Source organism: Streptomyces sp. CA-111067 (assembly GCF_050956065.1).
GTDB lineage: Bacteria > Actinomycetota > Actinomycetes > Streptomycetales > Streptomycetaceae > Actinacidiphila.
The window spans coordinates 5,898,660-5,913,483 of sequence record NZ_CP192103.1; the positions used below are offsets into that span (position 1 = coordinate 5,898,660).

Here is a 14,824-nt window from a genome sequence, read left to right on the forward strand (position 1 = left end):
ATGGGGCGAACAGTCATGACCAGGTGGGTACTTCAGCGCTACACAAAGATCACCGGCCGGCTGACCGACCGGGGGCAGACGTCGTTCGAGTACCTGGGGATAGCCGTGGTGATCGCGGTGATCATCGGGGTCTTGGCCACGACGGACATCGGCCAAGCGGTGAAGGACGCCATACTCAACAAGATCACGGACATCGCGGGCGGCTGACCGGGCGCTTCGGGGACGACGGTCAGACGCTCGGCCTCTACATCGTCGCCTTCGCCGCGCTGCTCTTTCTCGGCTTCGCGTACTTCGCTGTCGGGCAGGCCGCGGTGAACCGCAACGGGAGCCAGACCGCCGCGGACGCGGCGGCGCTCGCGGCTGCCCGTGAGGCGCGCGACGAGGTGCGGGTCCCCTTCCTGGCAGCGTTGAAAGCGGGGGACATCGCCGCGCTCCAGAACCTCCTGCGGGGGGACGGCATGAACGGCGTCGGCGCCTGCGCCGCCGCGGCCGACTACGCGAGCGCCAACCACGCGTCCGTTCAGGGAGGGTCCTGCCAGCGGGTGGACGACCCTCCGGGCTACTCCGTGGCCGTCACGAACGACCGGTCCGTCGGCAAGTCCGTGGTGGACGGTACGGAGAACGTGCACAGCACGGCCCATGCGACGGCGGTGGTCCAGTCACGGTGCCAGGTGGTCGGCCCCGCGGGTGACGCGGTCGTGTTCTCCTGCACCGGCGGCAGCGGCGAGGTGCGCATCGACCCCACCGGAGGCGGCTTCGTTTTGGACCTGTCGGTGTTCTACTCCGTCCATCTGACGAGTTGACCGATGATCACGTACCGGAGGGACGGGAACTGATGAAAACGCGGCGTGTGGCGGTGTTCGGGGCAGCCCTGGCGGTTGCCGCGACGGTGACGTTGGCCGGCTGCGGCGGCGGGGGCGGTGGCGGTGGAGACGACAAGGCCGGCGACAAGCCCTCCGCTTCCGCGCCGCACACAACTCCTGCCGCCAGCAAGGATTCCGGCGGGGGCGACGATCCGTCCGCCTCTGCCGCGCCGGTACTGGCGCAGCTCAAGGGTGAGAAGAGCATGGTGGTCACCATCAACTCGGCCACCCGCGACGACGGCGGGTTCGTGACCGTACAGGGGGTGCTGACCAACAACGGCGACTCGAGCTTCAACGCGACGGCGTGGGCCGGCGCGGAAGTCGCCGTCCAGAAGTCCGGAGCGTCGGTCGCCGGCGCGGTACTCATTGATGAGAGCGGCAAGAAGCGCTACTACGTGCTGCGCGACACCGAGGGCAAGTGCCTCTGCACGATGGGTCTGATCATGATCAAGCCCAACGAGACCCGGCCCTTCTTCGCCCAGTTCCCCGCCCCACCCGCCGCCACCACCCAAGTCGACTTCGAGCTCCCCACCATGCCCCCCGCCAAGATCACCATCTCGGAGGGGTGACCCGCCCATGAAGCGCCCCGCCGCGCCCGCGGCGTCCCTCGGTCTGACGCGCACGCTCGGCGTCACCATCACCTTCACGTTCGTCCTCGCCGCCGGCCCGGTCACCACTGCCGTGGCGGACACGAATCCGCCTCCGACGGCGGCGGATTCGACGCCGGCCGCGCCGGTGACGATCGATCCGACCTCGCCGAACCTCCGGCTGCCCGAGGGCTCCACGCTCGCGCCGCCGAAGGTGCTCGACATCGTGTCGGTCACCGATGAGGGCTCCTCGACGCCGAGCAAGCCGGCCGCGCAGCGGCATGAGGAGTCCAACTCCACGATCACCTACGCGCTGCAGTCGGAGGTGCTGTTCAAGAAGGACAGCGCGGTGCTGTCGCCGGCGGCGTCCGGCCGGATCCAGGCGATCGCGTCGGATATCAACGCGCGACACGTCTCGTCACCCATCCGTGTCTTCGGGTTCACCGACAATCTGGGCAGCAGTGCGCACGGCGATCTGCTGTCCAAGCAGCGGGCGAACGCCGTGTACCAAGTTCTGGTGACGGAACTGGGCGCGGACGGCGACTCAAGTCACACATTTCAGGTGCGCGGCTACGGCGAGGATTATCCGATAGCGGACAATTCCACCGAAAGCGGTCGCAGTCAGAACCGCCGCGTCGAGATCACTTTCACGCCACCTGCCTCGTAACGTGACGAGCGATCGGTCAGACGCGGTACGGTGTAACTCCCCCCCTCGGGCCGGTTCGCTCTCCCCCCCTGCGAGCCGGCCCGTTTTTTTGTGCCCGCGGGCCGGGCGGTGGAACGGCGGCCGGTCTCGTCCGTGGGTCGGCCGGCCGGGCGGCGCCGCATCGTAGGTTGCTCGCATGCGGAGCACATGCGTTTATAGCGGACTCATCGCCCTGGCGCTGGGGGCGGCCGGCTGCTCGGTCGGCCAGGGCGCGCCCGACGGCTGGCGCTATCTGCGGACCGGGCCGGTGGCCGTCGCGCATCCCAAGACGTGGCAGCGGACGCCGACCGGAGCGGAACTGCGGCGCCCCGGCGGCGCCACGGCCGCCCAGCTCACCGTCGTCACCGCATCCGCCGCGCCCGCCGCCCCCGCCGAATCCGCCGCGCCCCGCGCCGGCCACGGCGCCCCGCCCCCGCCGCCACCCGCCGCGCGCACCGAGACCCTGCGGATCGCCGGCCGCCCGGCCCGCGTCCGCAGCTACCTCGCCCCCGCCCCGGACGGCCGCCCGGCGACCTGGGTGAACGTCACCCTCAGCACGCCTGCCGGCCGCCCGGTCGAGGTGACCGCGTGGACCCTCGCCACCCGGCCGTCGCACGCATCCGCCGGAGAAGCGGACGGCCCGCTGCTGCTGCGCGAGATCGTGGACAGCATCGAGCTCCCGTGACGGGCCGTCACCCGTCGCGAGGCGCCGGCGCCGGCGCCGGCGGGGCCGGGGTCAGGTCCAGGCGGACGCCCCGTCGGACGCCCCAGGACGCGAGAGCGCCCGCCTCCGCCTCCAGGACGTGGCGGGACCGCAGCCGGGGGCGGCCGAGGCGGCCGGGCGGCATCGTCACCACGGCCAGTACGCGCAGCCGGCGGTCCAGGTAGGCCACGTCGATCGCGAACCGCATCCGCACCGTGTGCACGCTGGACGCCGGGGTCAGCAGCAGCGCCCCCGTGATGCCCTCGCGGCCGAGCAGGCCGCGGGTCCGCGCGCGGTAGGAGGCCGCGATCCGCACCGGCACCTCCGCCGCGGGCGCGTACAGCGTCGCCTCTCCGTCGCGCCACCGTCGGCCCATGAGCCCTCCCAGAAGCTGCGGTACGGTCTGCCCGGTGCATGTTTATCTGATCGTGGCGGCCACCGTCTGGGGAATAGCCGGCGGGCTCCTGCTGCCGCGCGCCGCCTACCGGCTGGCCGTCGAGGCGGGGCGGCCGTGGACGGCGGACTGCCCGTCAGGCCACCCGCTGCCGGCCGGGCCGCGCGGCTGGCTCGGGCCCGCCCGCTGCGCCCGGTGCGCCGCCGCCGGCCCCGGTGCGGAGCCCTACGGTATGGGCTACGGCGCCGCACTCGCCTGCGCGCTCGGCTGCGCCGCGCTCGGCGTCGCGGTCGGGGCGCACCCCGAACTCGTGGTGTGGCTGCTGCTGATGCCGGTCGGGGTGTTGCTGACCCGGATCGATCTGCTGGTCTTCCGGCTGCCGGACGTCCTGACACTGCCCGCGCTCGCGGCGACCGGGGTGCTGCTCGGGGTGGCCGCGCTGCTGCCGGGGCACGACGGGTCGTGGCTGCGGGCGTTGATCGCGGCGGCGGTGCTCGGGCTCGTCTACCTGCTGCTGTTCTTCGTGAACCCGGCGGGGATGGGGTTCGGGGATGTGAAGCTGGCGCCGACGCTCGGGTTCGTTCTCGGGTGGTACGGGTGGCCGGTGGTGTTCACCGGCACGTTCGCGGGGTTCGCGCTCGGTGCGGTGGCCGGAATCGTCCTCATCGCCTCGCGGCGGGCGAACCGGAAGACGGCGCTGCCGTTCGGCCCGTTCATGCTCTTGGGAACGCTGGGCGCACTGCTCTTCCTCGCGTGAAGCGTCCTCAGCCTCCCCCAGCTACCGCTGGGAGGTGCCCCCAGCGGTAGCTGGGGGAGGCTGAGGACGAACCCCGGGGCTACGACCAGAGCTTCACGCCCTCCGGCTCCGCCGTCAGGCGGTCGATCTCGGCCAGGTGCTCGGCGGACAGCGGCTCCGCCCCGACGGCGGCCACGTTCGCCTCGAGCTGGCTCACCGACGACGCCCCGATGAGCGCCGACGTCATCCGCGGGTCGCGCAGCAGCCAGCTCAGGGCGAGCTGGGCCAGGGACTGGCCGCGGGCGGCGGCGATGTCGTTCAGGGCGCGCAGCCGGGAGACCGTCTCGTCGTTGATCACGGACGGGGCGAGGGACTTGCCCTGCGCCGCGCGCGAGTCCGCCGGGATGCCGCCGAGGTAGCGGTCGGTCAGCAGGCCCTGGGCGAGCGGCACGAAGCCGATGCAGCCCATGCCCTCTTCTGCCAGGACGTCGAGCAGCGCCTCGTCCTCCACCCACCGGTTGACCATCGAGTACGGCGGCTGGTGGATGAGCGCGGGCACGCCGAGCCCGCGCAGGATGCGGGCCGCCTCGCGGGTCTGGGCGGCGCTGTAGGAGGAGATGCCGGCGTAGAGCGCCTTGCCCTGCTGGACGGCGGACGCGAGCGCGCCCATCGTCTCCTCGAGCGGCGTCTCCGGGTCGTAGCGGTGCGAGTAGAAGATGTCGACGTGGTCCAGGCCCATCCGGCCGAGCGACTGGTCCAGCGAGGACAGCAGGTACTTGCGCGAGCCCCATTCGCCGTACGGGCCGGGCCACATGTCGTACCCGGCCTTGGTGGAGATCACCAGCTCGTCCCGGTAGGGGCGGAAGTCCTGCGCGAACAGGGTGCCGAAGTTGGCTTCCGCGGCGCCGTACGGCGGGCCGTAGTTGTTGGCCAGGTCGAAGTGCGTGACGCCGAGGTCGAAGGCCCGGCGCAGGATGGCGCGCTGCGAGTCGAGCGTGCGGTCGTCGCCGAAGTTGTGCCACAGGCCGAGTGAGATCTCCGGGAGCTTGAGCCCGGACCGGCCGCTGCGCCGGTAGACCATCGAGGAGTAGCGCTCGTCGGAGGCGCGGAAAAGGGTACGAGTATTCACAGGCCACTACCTATCACGCCCGGTTGACGGCACCGTGCTCCGTTCCCGGAGCCCGGATCCGGGCGGCCCCGGCCGGCGTCCCCGCGCGCCTCCCGACCGGCCCGGCCCCCGTCTGAGTTAGTCCGCTCGGGGCTTCGCGCAGTAGTGTGGCGGCCGGGCGACCGAGCGCAGGAGGGGCTGGTACGCGATGAATCTGCGCGACCTTGTGTACGGGCTGTACTCCCGCAGGGTGGAACGCCGGCTGGACGTCGCCCAGGGTCCCAAGCACATCGGCGTGATCCTGGACGGCAACCGGCGCTGGGCGAAGGCGGCCGGCGGCACCCCCGCGGAGGGCCACCGGGCCGGCGCGGACAAGATCGCCGAGATGCTCGGCTGGTGCGAGGAGACCGGCGTCGAGGTGGTCACGCTGTGGCTGCTGTCCACCGACAACCTGGACCGGGAGCCGAGCCAGCTGGTGCCGCTGCTGGGCATCATCGAGGACGCCGTCCGCGAGCTGGCGGCCAACGGCAACTGGCGGGTGCACCACGTGGGCACCATGGACCTGCTGCCCGCGCAGACCCAGTCGGTGCTCAAGGAGGCCGAGCAGGCCACCCACCACGCCCAGGGCATCCTGGTGAACGTGGCGGTCGGCTACGGCGGCCGGCAGGAGATCGCCGACGCGGTGCGCTCGCTGCTGCACGAGCACGCCGGCCGCGGCACCTCGATCGAGGACCTGGCCGAGATCCTGGACGTCGAGCACATCGCCGAGCACCTCTACACCCGCGGCCAGCCGGACCCCGACCTGGTGATCCGCACCTCGGGCGAGCAGCGGCTCTCGGGCTTCATGCTCTGGCAGAGCGCGCACTCGGAGTACTACTTCTGCGAGGTCTTCTGGCCCGCGTTCCGCAAGGTGGACTTCCTGCGGGCGCTGCGCGACTACGCCGCCAGGCACCGCCGCTACGGAGCGTGACTTCCCGGTCGCAGGGCGGCCGAACAGCGCGGAAACACCGGTGATCAGCCGGTGACGGGTCGATGACCGTCGGATGACTGTCATATGCACTCGCATGTCTTGCGGCGTTCCAGGGCATATCACTGGCAGACCGGCATCTGGCCCATGGGTGCCGGCACCGAAGCCTTACCTCTCCCGAGGGGGTTCGTCTCCACGTGGTGACCAGCAAGAATCGCCGTGTACACGACCGGCGCACATATGTCATCGACACCAGCGTGCTGCTCGCAGACCCCAATGCCATCACCCGTTTCGACGAGCACGAGATCGTGCTGCCGGTCGTCGTGGTGACGGAGTTGGAGGCCAAGCGCCACCACCCTGAACTCGGCTACTTCGCCCGCCAGGCGTTGCGGATGCTCGACGAGTTCCGGATCCGCTACGGACGGCTGGACGCGCCGATCCCGATCGGTGACGTCGGTGGAACGCTCCGTGTCGAGCTCAACCACTCGGACCCGGGGGTGCTTCCGGCCGGTTTCCGGCTGGGTGACAACGACTCGCGCATCCTGGCCGTCGCCCGCAACCTGCAGGCCGAGGGGTACGACGTCACCGTCGTGTCCAAGGACCTGCCGCTGCGGGTGAAGGCGTCCTCGGTCGGCCTGCTGGCCGAGGAGTACCGGGCCGAGCTGGCGATCACCTCGGGCTGGACCGGCATGGAGGAGCTGGTGGTCGGCCCCGAGGAGGTCGACGCGCTGTTCGCCGAGGAGACGGCGCTGCTGCCGGCCGCCGAGGGCCTGCCGGTGCACACCGGCCTGGTGCTGCAGTCCGAGCGCGGCAAGGCGCTCGGCCGGGTCACCGAGGACGGCCGGGTCCGGCTGGTGCGCGGCGACCGTGAGGCGTTCGGCATCCACGGCCGCAGCGCCGAGCAGCGGATCGCGCTCGACCTGCTGCTCGACCCGGACGTCGGCATCGTGTCGATGGGCGGCCGCGCGGGCACCGGCAAGTCGGCGCTGGCGCTGTGCGCGGGCCTTGAGGCGGTGCTGGAGCGCCGCCAGCACCGCAAGGTGATGGTCTTCCGGCCGCTGTACGCGGTCGGCGGCCAGGAGCTCGGCTACCTGCCGGGCAGCGAGGCGGAGAAGATGAGCCCGTGGGCTCAGGCGGTCTTCGACACGCTGTCCGCGGTGACCTCCAAGGAGGTCATCGAGGAGGTGGTGGCCCGCGGCATGCTGGAGGTGCTGCCGCTCACCCACATCAGGGGCCGCTCGCTGCACGACGCGTTCGTGATCGTGGACGAGGCGCAGTCGCTGGAGCGGAACGTGCTGCTGACGGTGCTGTCCCGGATCGGGGCCGGGTCGCGGGTGGTGCTCACCCACGACGTGGCGCAGCGCGACAACCTCCGGGTGGGCCGTTACGACGGCGTGGTGGCGGTGGTGGAGAAGCTGAAGGGGCATCCGCTGTTCGCGCACATCACCCTCACCCGGTCCGAGCGGTCGCCGATCGCCGCTCTGGTGACGGAGATGCTGGAGGACGGCGGGGCCTGATCGTCATTTTGTGCGACAGGCCGATGTGACTACTTTCCACCACAATCATCGGACATAGCGCGAGTTGAGGCTGCTGCGCCCTCGGTCGAGGGCGCAGCAGCCTAGCGTTCGGCCACCGGATCCGCCGGGATTTACCGCCATTCGCAGCGTGTGAGCTTTGCCACTCAACCGGAAATTGCCGCGCGGCGTCCCCGTACGGCAGGGTGTGAGGCTGTCAGGCCCCGCTTATGGCACTCCTACACCTCTCGGGGTGCGGGATCAGCGACACCACACAAATACACAACGACCGCCATAAGCCGCCCGAGCAGCACGCGGAACCCGCAAGGGACTTCGCACCGGGTCAGTACCCAGTGACCGACCGGCCGTTACGGCGGACCGGACCAAGGGGGCAGCGCCAGGGGCACGATTTCGTCCGTGCGGTCACCAAGCGGACGATGCCGGAAGGAAACCGTGTGAGCCGGATCTCGGTCCGGGGGCTCGCAGTGGCGTCAGCCACCGCGGTCACCACTGTGGGCGCCGTCGTCGGCGTCGCGTCGGGCGCAGACCAGCAGAGCGGCTCGTCAGAGCCGGTCGAGGCCGCCGGGACGACGACGCTGCTCGCTGACATCCCCGCGGGACAGCAGGTTCAGCAGGCGTCGTTGACGGAGCAGGTACAGGCTCAGTCCGACGCCGCCGACGCCACGGCGCGGCAGTCGGCCGAGCAGTCGGCCCGCAAGCAGGCGGCGCAGGACGCCGCCGCCAAGAAGAAGGCGGCGGACGAGGCTGCGGCCAAGGCCAAGGAGCGCAAGGAGGAGGAGGCGAAGGCCGCCGCGAGCCGCGGCGACGAGCGCGCCACCTTCCCGGTGCAGGCCACCTACACCACCGCGCAGGTCAAGGCGATGGCGCAGCAGATCGTGGGCAGCGGCCAGTACGCCTGCTTCTCCAACATCGTGAGCCGGGAGAGCGGCTGGGACTACACGGCCCAGAACCCTTCCTCCGCCGCGTACGGCCTGGTGCAGTCCAACCCGGGCTCGAAGATGGCATCGGTCGCCTCCGACTGGCGGACCAACCCGGCCACCCAGATCAAGTGGGGCCTGAACTACATGAACAGCCGCTACGGCAGCCCGTGCGGGGCCTGGTCATACTGGCAGGTGCACAGCAACTACTAGCCTGCGGGCCGTAGTCACGACGCTTCCGCGCAAGCCCCTGAGCCCTCCGGGCCGGGGGCTTGCGCGTGTCCGGTTGCGGCCCGGGCGCCGGTAAAGCCACGGAGGCAACCCTCGCCCCGGGTAACGTCGTCATTCACAGCAGCGCCACAGGGGTGGATCGAAGGGGTCAGGGGACAGCAATGCCGGAGAAGCGCCACTGGAGCGCCGCACTCGCCGCCGGGCTGGCGAACCTGGCCGGCCGGATCGACGAGCGGCACGCAGCGGTGTCCGCGCGGGACGCGGCGGACCACCCGGCGGCCCGCAGCACGACCCCGGCCTCCGCGGACGCCCCCGGGCCCGATGCCACCCAGCCGGCCGCCGACACGGTGCCGGCGCAGACCGGGGCGGGCCCGGCAGCCGTCAACGGCACCGCCGTACTGGCCGTCAGGGACCCGTCCGCGGCGGGCGCTTCGGCCCCGGCCGAGCCCGCGGCCGTCCCCGCCACCGCCCAGCAGCCGGCCGCCGCCGTGCCCGCGCAGCGCACCGCGCCGGCGATGGACCCGCTGAGCGCCGTGCCGTGGAGCATGCGGGTGGCCGCCGAGGTCGGCTGGCGGCTGCTGGTACTGGCCGGCACCGTGTGGGTGCTGATGCGGGTGATCGGCGCGGTCCAGCTGGTCGTACTGGCCTTCACCGCGGGCCTGTTGATCACCGCGCTGCTCCAGCCGTTCGTCGCCCGGCTCAAGCGGCACGGTGTGCCGCGCGGGCTGGCCACCGCGATGGTCTTCATCGGCGGCTTCGTCGTGATGGGCCTGATCGGCTGGTTCGTCGTCTGGCAGGTGATGGACAACATCGACAACCTGTCGAGCAGCCTCCAGGACGGCGTCAACGAGGGCAAGAAGTGGCTGCTCAACAGCCCGTTCCACGTCACGGACGACCAGATCAACCAGGTCGCCAAGAGCCTGCAGAACGCGATCGGCTCCAACACCAAGGCGCTGACCGACGCCGGGCTGCAAGGCGTCACGGTGATCGTCGAGCTGCTGACCGGCATGCTGCTGGCGATGTTCAGCACGCTGTTCCTGCTCTACGACGGCCCGAACATCTGGAACTGGGTGCTGCGGCTGTTCCCCGAGGCGGCCCGCGAGGGGCTGGCCGGCGCCGGCCCGCGCGCCTGGCGCACCCTGACCCTCTACGTGCGCGGCACCGTGATCGTCGCGCTGATCGACGCGATCTTCATCGGCGTCGGCATCTTCTTCCTCGGCGTGCCGATGGCGGTGCCGCTGGCCGTGGTGATCTTCCTGTCCTCCTTCGTGCCGCTGGTCGGCGCGGTCGCCTCCGGCTTCGTGGCGGTGGTGGTGGCACTGGTCACCGAGGGGCCGTTCACCGCGCTGATGGTGCTGGTGGTGGTGCTCGCGGTGCAGCAGATCGAGGGCCACATACTGCAGCCGTTCATCCTCGGCCGGGCGGTGCGGGTGCACCCGCTGGCGGTCGTGCTGTCGGTGGCGGCCGGTTCGCTGGTCGCCGGGATCGGCGGCGCGGTGGTCGCGGTACCGCTGGTCGCCGTCACCAACACCGTCGTCGGCTATCTGCGGTCGCACGCCAAGGAGACGGCCGCAGCCCGGCTGGCGGAGGGGCAGCCGGTGCCGCCCGGCGCGGCGGTGGCGTACGAGCCCGCGCCGGTCGCCGTGCCCGCCGCCGTCGCGGTGGAGGAGCCGCCGGAGGCCGCCACCGGGAGCGGCGCCCAGAGCGGCGAGAGCGTGCAGAGCCCCACCTCCTGAACCCAGCTCCTGAACCCGCCCCCTGAGCGCCGCACCCCTTGAGCGCGCGCCTCACAGCCCGTCAAGTACCGCCTCCGCGTCCAGCGTCGTCCCCGCCGCCTGCACCACCGCCGCGATCTTCACCGCCTCGTGGACGGTCTCCGGCCGCATGCCCGACGTCCGCAGCGCGGCCTCGTGCGAATCCAGGCACTCGCGGCAGCCGTTGACCGCGGACACCGCGAACGACCACAGCTCGAAGTCCGCCCGCGGCACCCCGGGGTCGCCGAGGACGTTCGTCCGCAGCCCGGCCGGCAGCCGGCCGTACCCGGGGTCGGACAGCAGGTCCCTGGTGCGGTGGAAGACGTTGGTCATCGCCATCTCGGCCGCGGCCGCCCTGGCCGCCGTCCAGGCCGCGGGGGACAGGTGCTCCCGGGCCTGCGGGCCCAGTTCGGCCAGCACCCGCGGCGAGCGCGAGGCGACGGCGGTGGCCAGCACCGTGCCCCACAGCTGCTGCCCGGGCAGCGGCGAACGGCCGATCACCGTGCCGAGGTTGAGCCGCAGCTCCTTCGCGTAGTCAGGCAGCGCGGCCCGCAGCGTGTCCAGCGACATCGCGACCCACCATCCTTCCGTGGGGCACCGGCCCCGATCCGCGTGCGGCGGCAGCCGCCCGCAACCCCGCTCAGCTACTCCGTCCGCAGCCCGTCCGGCCGCATCAGCCGCCACAGCACCGGCAGGCTGAGCAGCGTCACCGCGAGCACCACCCCGCCGCCGATCGCGGACATCGTCGCCATGCTGCCCCAGTCCGCGTGGAACGGCTCGTTGACCATCGCCAGCAGCGCCGCGCCGAGCCCCAGGCCCCCGGCGCAGGCCAGCAGCAGGCCGAGCAGCACCGGGACCGCGGTCTGCCACAGCACCGACCAGGCCAGCGCGCTGCGCCGGGTGCCGAACGCCACCAGCACCGCCAGCAGCTTCCTGCGGTCCCGCAGCTGCTCCAGCATCGTCACCAGCAGGCCCGCGCCGATCAGCCCCAGGGTGAGCGCCGCGCCGACGAACAGCCCGCGCCGCAGCTGGGTGTACTGCGTGGTCTGGGCGGTCGCGCGCAGCGTCATGACGGCCGTCCCGACGCCGAACCCCACCCCGGTGTTGCGCAGATACTCCATCGCGTCGGGCTGCTCCGGGTCGAGGCCGACCGCGACCTGGGCCTTCGGCGCCGTCAGCCGGGCGTCGCCGAGCGCCTCGGGAGTGAGCAGCAGCCCCCACTCCTTGATGCCGAGCACGTCGGTGACGGTGCCGGCGGTCCTCGCGTCGGCCGGGATCCGCCACAGCCGGGGAGTGCCGGTGTACGTGTCGCTGTCGGGGTCGTTGAGGTCGATCGGCGCGCCGGGCCTGGCGTACCGGTCCAGGTCGGTGTTGTTGCCCTCCTGGGCGGACCTGACGATGTACGAGCTGCCCGGCCGGCAGCCGGTGACCGAGGCCAGTTGGGCCAGGCTTCGGCAGTCGCCGACCATCAGCGGCAGATACGCGTAGGCAGACGAGTCGCCGCCGCGCCTGGCCACGGTGCTCGCGTCCGGCTGGGTGGCGTCCGCGGAGACGTAGCCGGTCGCCTCCTTCACCCCGCGGGTGCCGCGGACCGCGGCCAGCACGTCCGCCAGCGGCGGCCCGGACGGGCGGGCGCTCACGAACGCCTGGGCGCGGCCGGTGTCGGCGCCGGTGGTGTACTGGAACTGGCCGTTCACGCCGCCGAAGAGCATCTGCAGCGCGATCGCCCCGGCCACCGCGACGGTGACGCCGCTGACCATCCGGGCGGACGCGCCGCTGCTGAGCTGCAGCCTGCGGGTGGCCAGCTGCCAGGCGACCGGGCCGCCGCGCAGCCGGCCGACCACCAGCTCCACCAGCCACGGCAGGATCGCGGTGACGCCGAACAGCAGCAGCACCGTACCGGCCACCACCTGGGACTCGTTCAGCCCCGAGCTGTCGGACCGCACCGAGTGGAACATCGGCAGCAGCAGCAGGAATCCGACGACCGGGATCAGCAGCCGCCACCACAGCCGGCGCCGCCGCCCGGCGCCCTGCCTGACCACGCCGAGCGGTTCGATGCTGGTGCCGCGCAGGCTCAGCATGGTGACCGCGACCGCCGCCACCGGGACGGCCAGCATGATCATGCCCGTCAGACCCGGGCCTGGCCGCAGGTCGGAGGGGAACGCGGTGATGCCGCGGATGGTGACCCGGCCGACCAGCTGCCTGCCGAGCAGGAAGAACCCCCAGCCGCACAGCAGCCCGAGCAGCGCGCCGAGCAGCGCCTCGCCGGCCGCGATCCTGCGGGTCATCCGGATGTCGGCGCCGACCAGCCGCAGCGCGGCCAGCCGCCGGTCCCGGCGTTCGCCGCCCATCCGGACCGCGACGCCGACGAACACCGCGACCGGCAGCAGCAGCACCACCACCATCACGATCAGCAGCAGCAGCATCGTGGGGCTCATCGAGGCGCCGGCCATCCGGTACCCGAAGCCGGTCACCCGGTCGGCGTTGCCGCCGCCGGCGCCGGGGTCGGGCGCCTCCAACTGGTCGCTGCCCGCGTAGTAGTAGAGCTCGCCGGGTCCGGTCAGCCCGGACTGCCCGATGGTGCCCACGATCTTGTACGGGAAGCGCGGCCGCAGCAGCGGTGTCGAGCGCAGCAGCTTCCTCAGCGCGGGGGAGACCACCATCTGCCCGGTGGCCGGGACGGCCCGCACGCCGGGCGGCGCCGGCGCGTTCGCCCCCTCCTTGTGCAGCAGCAGGCCGCCGATGTCCTTGTCGCGGAAGGTGGTGCTGCCCTCGGCGGCCAGCAGCGACCGGTCGGAGGGCTTGACGAGTTCGCCGTTGGTCGGCGCCAGGGCGCGGGCCGCCGACTTGCCGTCGCGGGTGTGCATCATGCCGGGGATCGCGGCGGCGATCAGCAGCAGCGCCACCCCGAGGCCGACGCCGACGCCGGTCAGGATCGTCCTGGTCCAGCCCTCGCGTCCGCCGCCGGCCGCGAACCGGGCGCCCATCGCCAGGTCCCGGGTCCAAGTCCGCAGGTCGGCCGGCGGTTCGGGGGTGCGGCCGGGGCCGTGCCCGGGCGAGTCGAACCCGGCGAAGGGCTCGTGGCGGGTGGCGCCGCTCATGACACCCGCTCCGTGTCGCGCGACTTCCCGTCCCGCACGACGATCTCCCGGTCCGAATAGGCTGCCACCCTTGGTTCATGGGTGACCAGGACGACGGCGGCGCCGGTGTCGTGCGCGGCCTCGGTCAGCAGCCGCATCACCCGCTCCCCGTTCAGCGAGTCGAGCGCGCCGGTCGGCTCGTCGGCGAACAGCACCCGGGGCTCGGTCACCAGCGACCTGGCCACCGCCACCCGCTGGCCCTGGCCGCCGGAGATCTCGCCGGGGCGCTTGCCCGCGATGTCGGCCACCTCCAGGCGCTCCAGCCAGCGGGACGCCCGGGTCTCCGCGGTCCTGCGCCGCTCGCCGCCCAGCCGCAGCGCGAGCGCCACGTTCTCCAGGCAGGTCAGCTCGGGCACCAGCTGGCCGAACTGGAAGACGAAGCCGAAGTCGCTGCGCCGCAGCGCGCTGCGCTCGCCGTCCGACAGCTCCGACAGCGGGCGGTCCCGGTAGCGCACCTCCCCGGAGTCGTACGGCACGATGCCGGCCAGGCAGTGCAGCAGCGTGGACTTGCCGGAGCCGGACGGGCCCATCACCGCGACCACCTCGCCGGCCCTGATGGTCAGGTCGACGCCGGCCAGCGCCGGGGTGGGCCCGTATGCCTTGTGCAGGTCGGTGGCGACAAGCAGCGGCTCGGTCGGGTTCGTCATGTGGACACCACCGCGGCGAGCTGGTCGAGCCGGGCCGCGGTCAGTTCCAGCCAGCGCAGGTCGGCTTCCAGGTGGAACAGCGCGTGGTCGCAGATCAGCTGGTCGGCGAGGTCGCCGGCGGACTTGCGGCGGGTCAGCTCGCGCATCAGCCGCAGGTGCTCGGCCCGCTGGGTGTCCAGCAGGTCGGCGGCCGGGCGGCCGGTCAGCAGGGCGAGCACGACCTTGGTGTACAGCGTGGTCTGGAGGTAGGGCTCCGGCCGCTCCGGCTGCGCGAGCCAGGTCTCCACGTCGGTGACGCCGGCCTCGGTGATGGCGTACCGCTTGCGTTCGGGGCCGCCGCCCGGCTCTATCCCGTCCACCTCGACCAGGCCGTTCTTCAGCAGCCTGGCCATCGTGGAGTAGACCTGCCCGTAGGCGAGCGGGCGGTCGTGCCCGAAGCGTTCGTCGAACGCGCGCTTGAGGTCGTAACCGTGGCGCGGGCCGGACTCCAGGAGTCCGAGCAGAGTGTGTCCGATTGACATGCGGAGCACAGTACACCATGGGTATACATGGTGTGT

16 protein-coding genes are annotated in these 14,824 nt (G+C 72.3%); 10 read left to right on the plus strand and 6 right to left on the minus strand.

Annotation, left to right across the window (positions count from 1 at the left end; translation table 11 throughout):
• Nucleotides 1–15 precede the first annotated feature (15 nt).
• The 5 genes from ACQPW6_RS26080 (at nt 16) to ACQPW6_RS26100 (ending at nt 2,820) form a co-directional block, all read left to right on the plus strand.
• Nucleotides 16–207 carry a hypothetical protein gene (locus tag ACQPW6_RS26080; protein ID WP_433892103.1) on the plus strand — a complete coding sequence of 64 codons (192 nt, stop codon included), beginning with the start codon at nt 16–18 and terminating at the stop codon, nt 205–207.
• The gene (locus ACQPW6_RS26085) at nt 204–803 is read left to right on the plus strand and encodes a pilus assembly protein TadG-related protein (protein WP_433894665.1); all 600 of its coding nucleotides are present in this window, start codon (nt 204–206) and stop codon (nt 801–803) included. The genes ACQPW6_RS26080 and ACQPW6_RS26085 overlap by 4 nt, the downstream gene beginning before the upstream one ends.
• Nucleotides 800–1,432, plus strand: coding sequence for a hypothetical protein (locus ACQPW6_RS26090; RefSeq protein ID WP_433892104.1), 633 nt, complete (start codon nt 800–802; stop codon nt 1,430–1,432). The genes ACQPW6_RS26085 and ACQPW6_RS26090 overlap by 4 nt, the downstream gene beginning before the upstream one ends.
• Before the next feature lie 7 nt (nt 1,433–1,439).
• Nucleotides 1,440–2,117, plus strand: coding sequence for an OmpA family protein (locus tag ACQPW6_RS26095; protein WP_433892105.1), 678 nt, complete (start codon nt 1,440–1,442; stop codon nt 2,115–2,117).
• Nucleotides 2,118–2,292: 175 nt separating this feature from the next.
• The gene (locus tag ACQPW6_RS26100; RefSeq protein ID WP_433892106.1) at nt 2,293–2,820 is read left to right on the plus strand and encodes a hypothetical protein; all 528 of its coding nucleotides are present in this window, start codon (nt 2,293–2,295) and stop codon (nt 2,818–2,820) included.
• Between the two features lie 7 nt (nt 2,821–2,827).
• Here the strand turns inward: ACQPW6_RS26100 and ACQPW6_RS26105 are convergent, their stop codons facing one another.
• Complete coding sequence (locus tag ACQPW6_RS26105; protein WP_433892107.1) at nt 2,828–3,214, minus strand: DUF192 domain-containing protein; 387 nt, start codon at nt 3,212–3,214, stop codon at nt 2,828–2,830.
• On the opposite strand from ACQPW6_RS26105, the gene ACQPW6_RS26110 reads away from it, so the two are divergent.
• Nucleotides 3,213–3,989 (plus strand): prepilin peptidase, encoded by a 777-nt coding sequence (locus tag ACQPW6_RS26110; RefSeq protein ID WP_433892108.1) that lies wholly within the window; start codon nt 3,213–3,215, stop codon nt 3,987–3,989. The genes ACQPW6_RS26105 and ACQPW6_RS26110 overlap by 2 nt on opposite strands.
• Nucleotides 3,990–4,068: 79 nt before the next feature.
• On the opposite strand, the gene mgrA is transcribed toward ACQPW6_RS26110, so the two are convergent.
• Nucleotides 4,069–5,097: an L-glyceraldehyde 3-phosphate reductase gene (gene mgrA / locus ACQPW6_RS26115; RefSeq protein WP_433892109.1), complete on the minus strand. Its 1,029-nt coding sequence runs from the start codon at nt 5,095–5,097 to the stop codon at nt 4,069–4,071.
• A 187-nt stretch (nt 5,098–5,284) separates the two neighbouring features.
• Between mgrA and ACQPW6_RS26120 the strand changes: the two genes are divergently transcribed.
• The 4 genes from ACQPW6_RS26120 to ACQPW6_RS26135 all read left to right on the plus strand — a co-directional run bounded on the left by ACQPW6_RS26120 (nt 5,285) and on the right by ACQPW6_RS26135 (nt 10,462).
• Complete coding sequence (locus ACQPW6_RS26120; RefSeq protein WP_433892110.1) at nt 5,285–6,046, plus strand: isoprenyl transferase; 762 nt, start codon at nt 5,285–5,287, stop codon at nt 6,044–6,046.
• A 194-nt stretch (nt 6,047–6,240) separates the two neighbouring features.
• Nucleotides 6,241–7,560: a PhoH family protein gene (locus tag ACQPW6_RS26125; RefSeq protein ID WP_433892111.1), complete on the plus strand. Its 1,320-nt coding sequence runs from the start codon at nt 6,241–6,243 to the stop codon at nt 7,558–7,560.
• Nucleotides 7,561–7,994: 434 nt separating this feature from the next.
• Nucleotides 7,995–8,708, plus strand: a complete 714-nt coding sequence (locus tag ACQPW6_RS26130) for a transglycosylase SLT domain-containing protein (protein ID WP_433892112.1) — start codon at nt 7,995–7,997, stop codon at nt 8,706–8,708.
• A 179-nt stretch (nt 8,709–8,887) separates the two neighbouring features.
• The gene (locus tag ACQPW6_RS26135) at nt 8,888–10,462 is read left to right on the plus strand and encodes an AI-2E family transporter (protein WP_433892113.1); all 1,575 of its coding nucleotides are present in this window, start codon (nt 8,888–8,890) and stop codon (nt 10,460–10,462) included.
• A 51-nt stretch (nt 10,463–10,513) separates the two neighbouring features.
• Here ACQPW6_RS26135 and ACQPW6_RS26140 read toward each other — a convergent pair whose 3' ends face one another.
• The 4 genes from ACQPW6_RS26140 to ACQPW6_RS26155 form a co-directional block, all read right to left on the minus strand.
• Nucleotides 10,514–11,050 (minus strand): carboxymuconolactone decarboxylase family protein, encoded by a 537-nt coding sequence (locus ACQPW6_RS26140; RefSeq protein WP_433892114.1) that lies wholly within the window; start codon nt 11,048–11,050, stop codon nt 10,514–10,516.
• A gap of 74 nt (nt 11,051–11,124) precedes the next feature.
• Nucleotides 11,125–13,581, minus strand: a complete 2,457-nt coding sequence (locus tag ACQPW6_RS26145; RefSeq protein WP_433892115.1) for an FtsX-like permease family protein — start codon at nt 13,579–13,581, stop codon at nt 11,125–11,127.
• Nucleotides 13,578–14,267: an ABC transporter ATP-binding protein gene (locus ACQPW6_RS26150; protein ID WP_433892116.1), complete on the minus strand. Its 690-nt coding sequence runs from the start codon at nt 14,265–14,267 to the stop codon at nt 13,578–13,580. The genes ACQPW6_RS26145 and ACQPW6_RS26150 overlap by 4 nt, the downstream gene beginning before the upstream one ends.
• Nucleotides 14,264–14,788 carry a PadR family transcriptional regulator gene (locus ACQPW6_RS26155; protein WP_433892117.1) on the minus strand — a complete coding sequence of 175 codons (525 nt, stop codon included), beginning with the start codon at nt 14,786–14,788 and terminating at the stop codon, nt 14,264–14,266. The genes ACQPW6_RS26150 and ACQPW6_RS26155 overlap by 4 nt, the downstream gene beginning before the upstream one ends.
• Nucleotides 14,789–14,824 lie beyond the last annotated feature (36 nt).

Excerpts from the sequence above, each read along its gene's own strand:
- ACQPW6_RS26145 (WP_433892115.1), bottom strand. The coding sequence starts at position 13,581 with ATGAGCGGCGCCACCCGCCACGAGCCCTTCGCCGGGTTCGACTCGCCC.
- ACQPW6_RS26150 (WP_433892116.1), bottom strand. The coding sequence starts at position 14,267 with ATGACGAACCCGACCGAGCCGCTGCTTGTCGCCACCGACCTGCACAAG.
- ACQPW6_RS26130 (WP_433892112.1), top strand. The coding sequence starts at position 7,995 with ATGCCGGAAGGAAACCGTGTGAGCCGGATCTCGGTCCGGGGGCTCGCA.
- ACQPW6_RS26140 (WP_433892114.1), bottom strand. The coding sequence starts at position 11,050 with ATGTCGCTGGACACGCTGCGGGCCGCGCTGCCTGACTACGCGAAGGAG.
- ACQPW6_RS26120 (WP_433892110.1), top strand. The coding sequence starts at position 5,285 with ATGAATCTGCGCGACCTTGTGTACGGGCTGTACTCCCGCAGGGTGGAA.
- ACQPW6_RS26155 (WP_433892117.1), bottom strand. The coding sequence starts at position 14,788 with ATGTCAATCGGACACACTCTGCTCGGACTCCTGGAGTCCGGCCCGCGC.
- ACQPW6_RS26110 (WP_433892108.1), top strand. The coding sequence starts at position 3,213 with ATGAGCCCTCCCAGAAGCTGCGGTACGGTCTGCCCGGTGCATGTTTAT.
- ACQPW6_RS26080 (WP_433892103.1), top strand. The coding sequence starts at position 16 with ATGACCAGGTGGGTACTTCAGCGCTACACAAAGATCACCGGCCGGCTG.
- ACQPW6_RS26100 (WP_433892106.1), top strand. The coding sequence starts at position 2,293 with ATGCGGAGCACATGCGTTTATAGCGGACTCATCGCCCTGGCGCTGGGG.
- ACQPW6_RS26135 (WP_433892113.1), top strand. The coding sequence starts at position 8,888 with ATGCCGGAGAAGCGCCACTGGAGCGCCGCACTCGCCGCCGGGCTGGCG.
- ACQPW6_RS26105 (WP_433892107.1), bottom strand. The coding sequence starts at position 3,214 with ATGGGCCGACGGTGGCGCGACGGAGAGGCGACGCTGTACGCGCCCGCG.
- ACQPW6_RS26095 (WP_433892105.1), top strand. The coding sequence starts at position 1,440 with ATGAAGCGCCCCGCCGCGCCCGCGGCGTCCCTCGGTCTGACGCGCACG.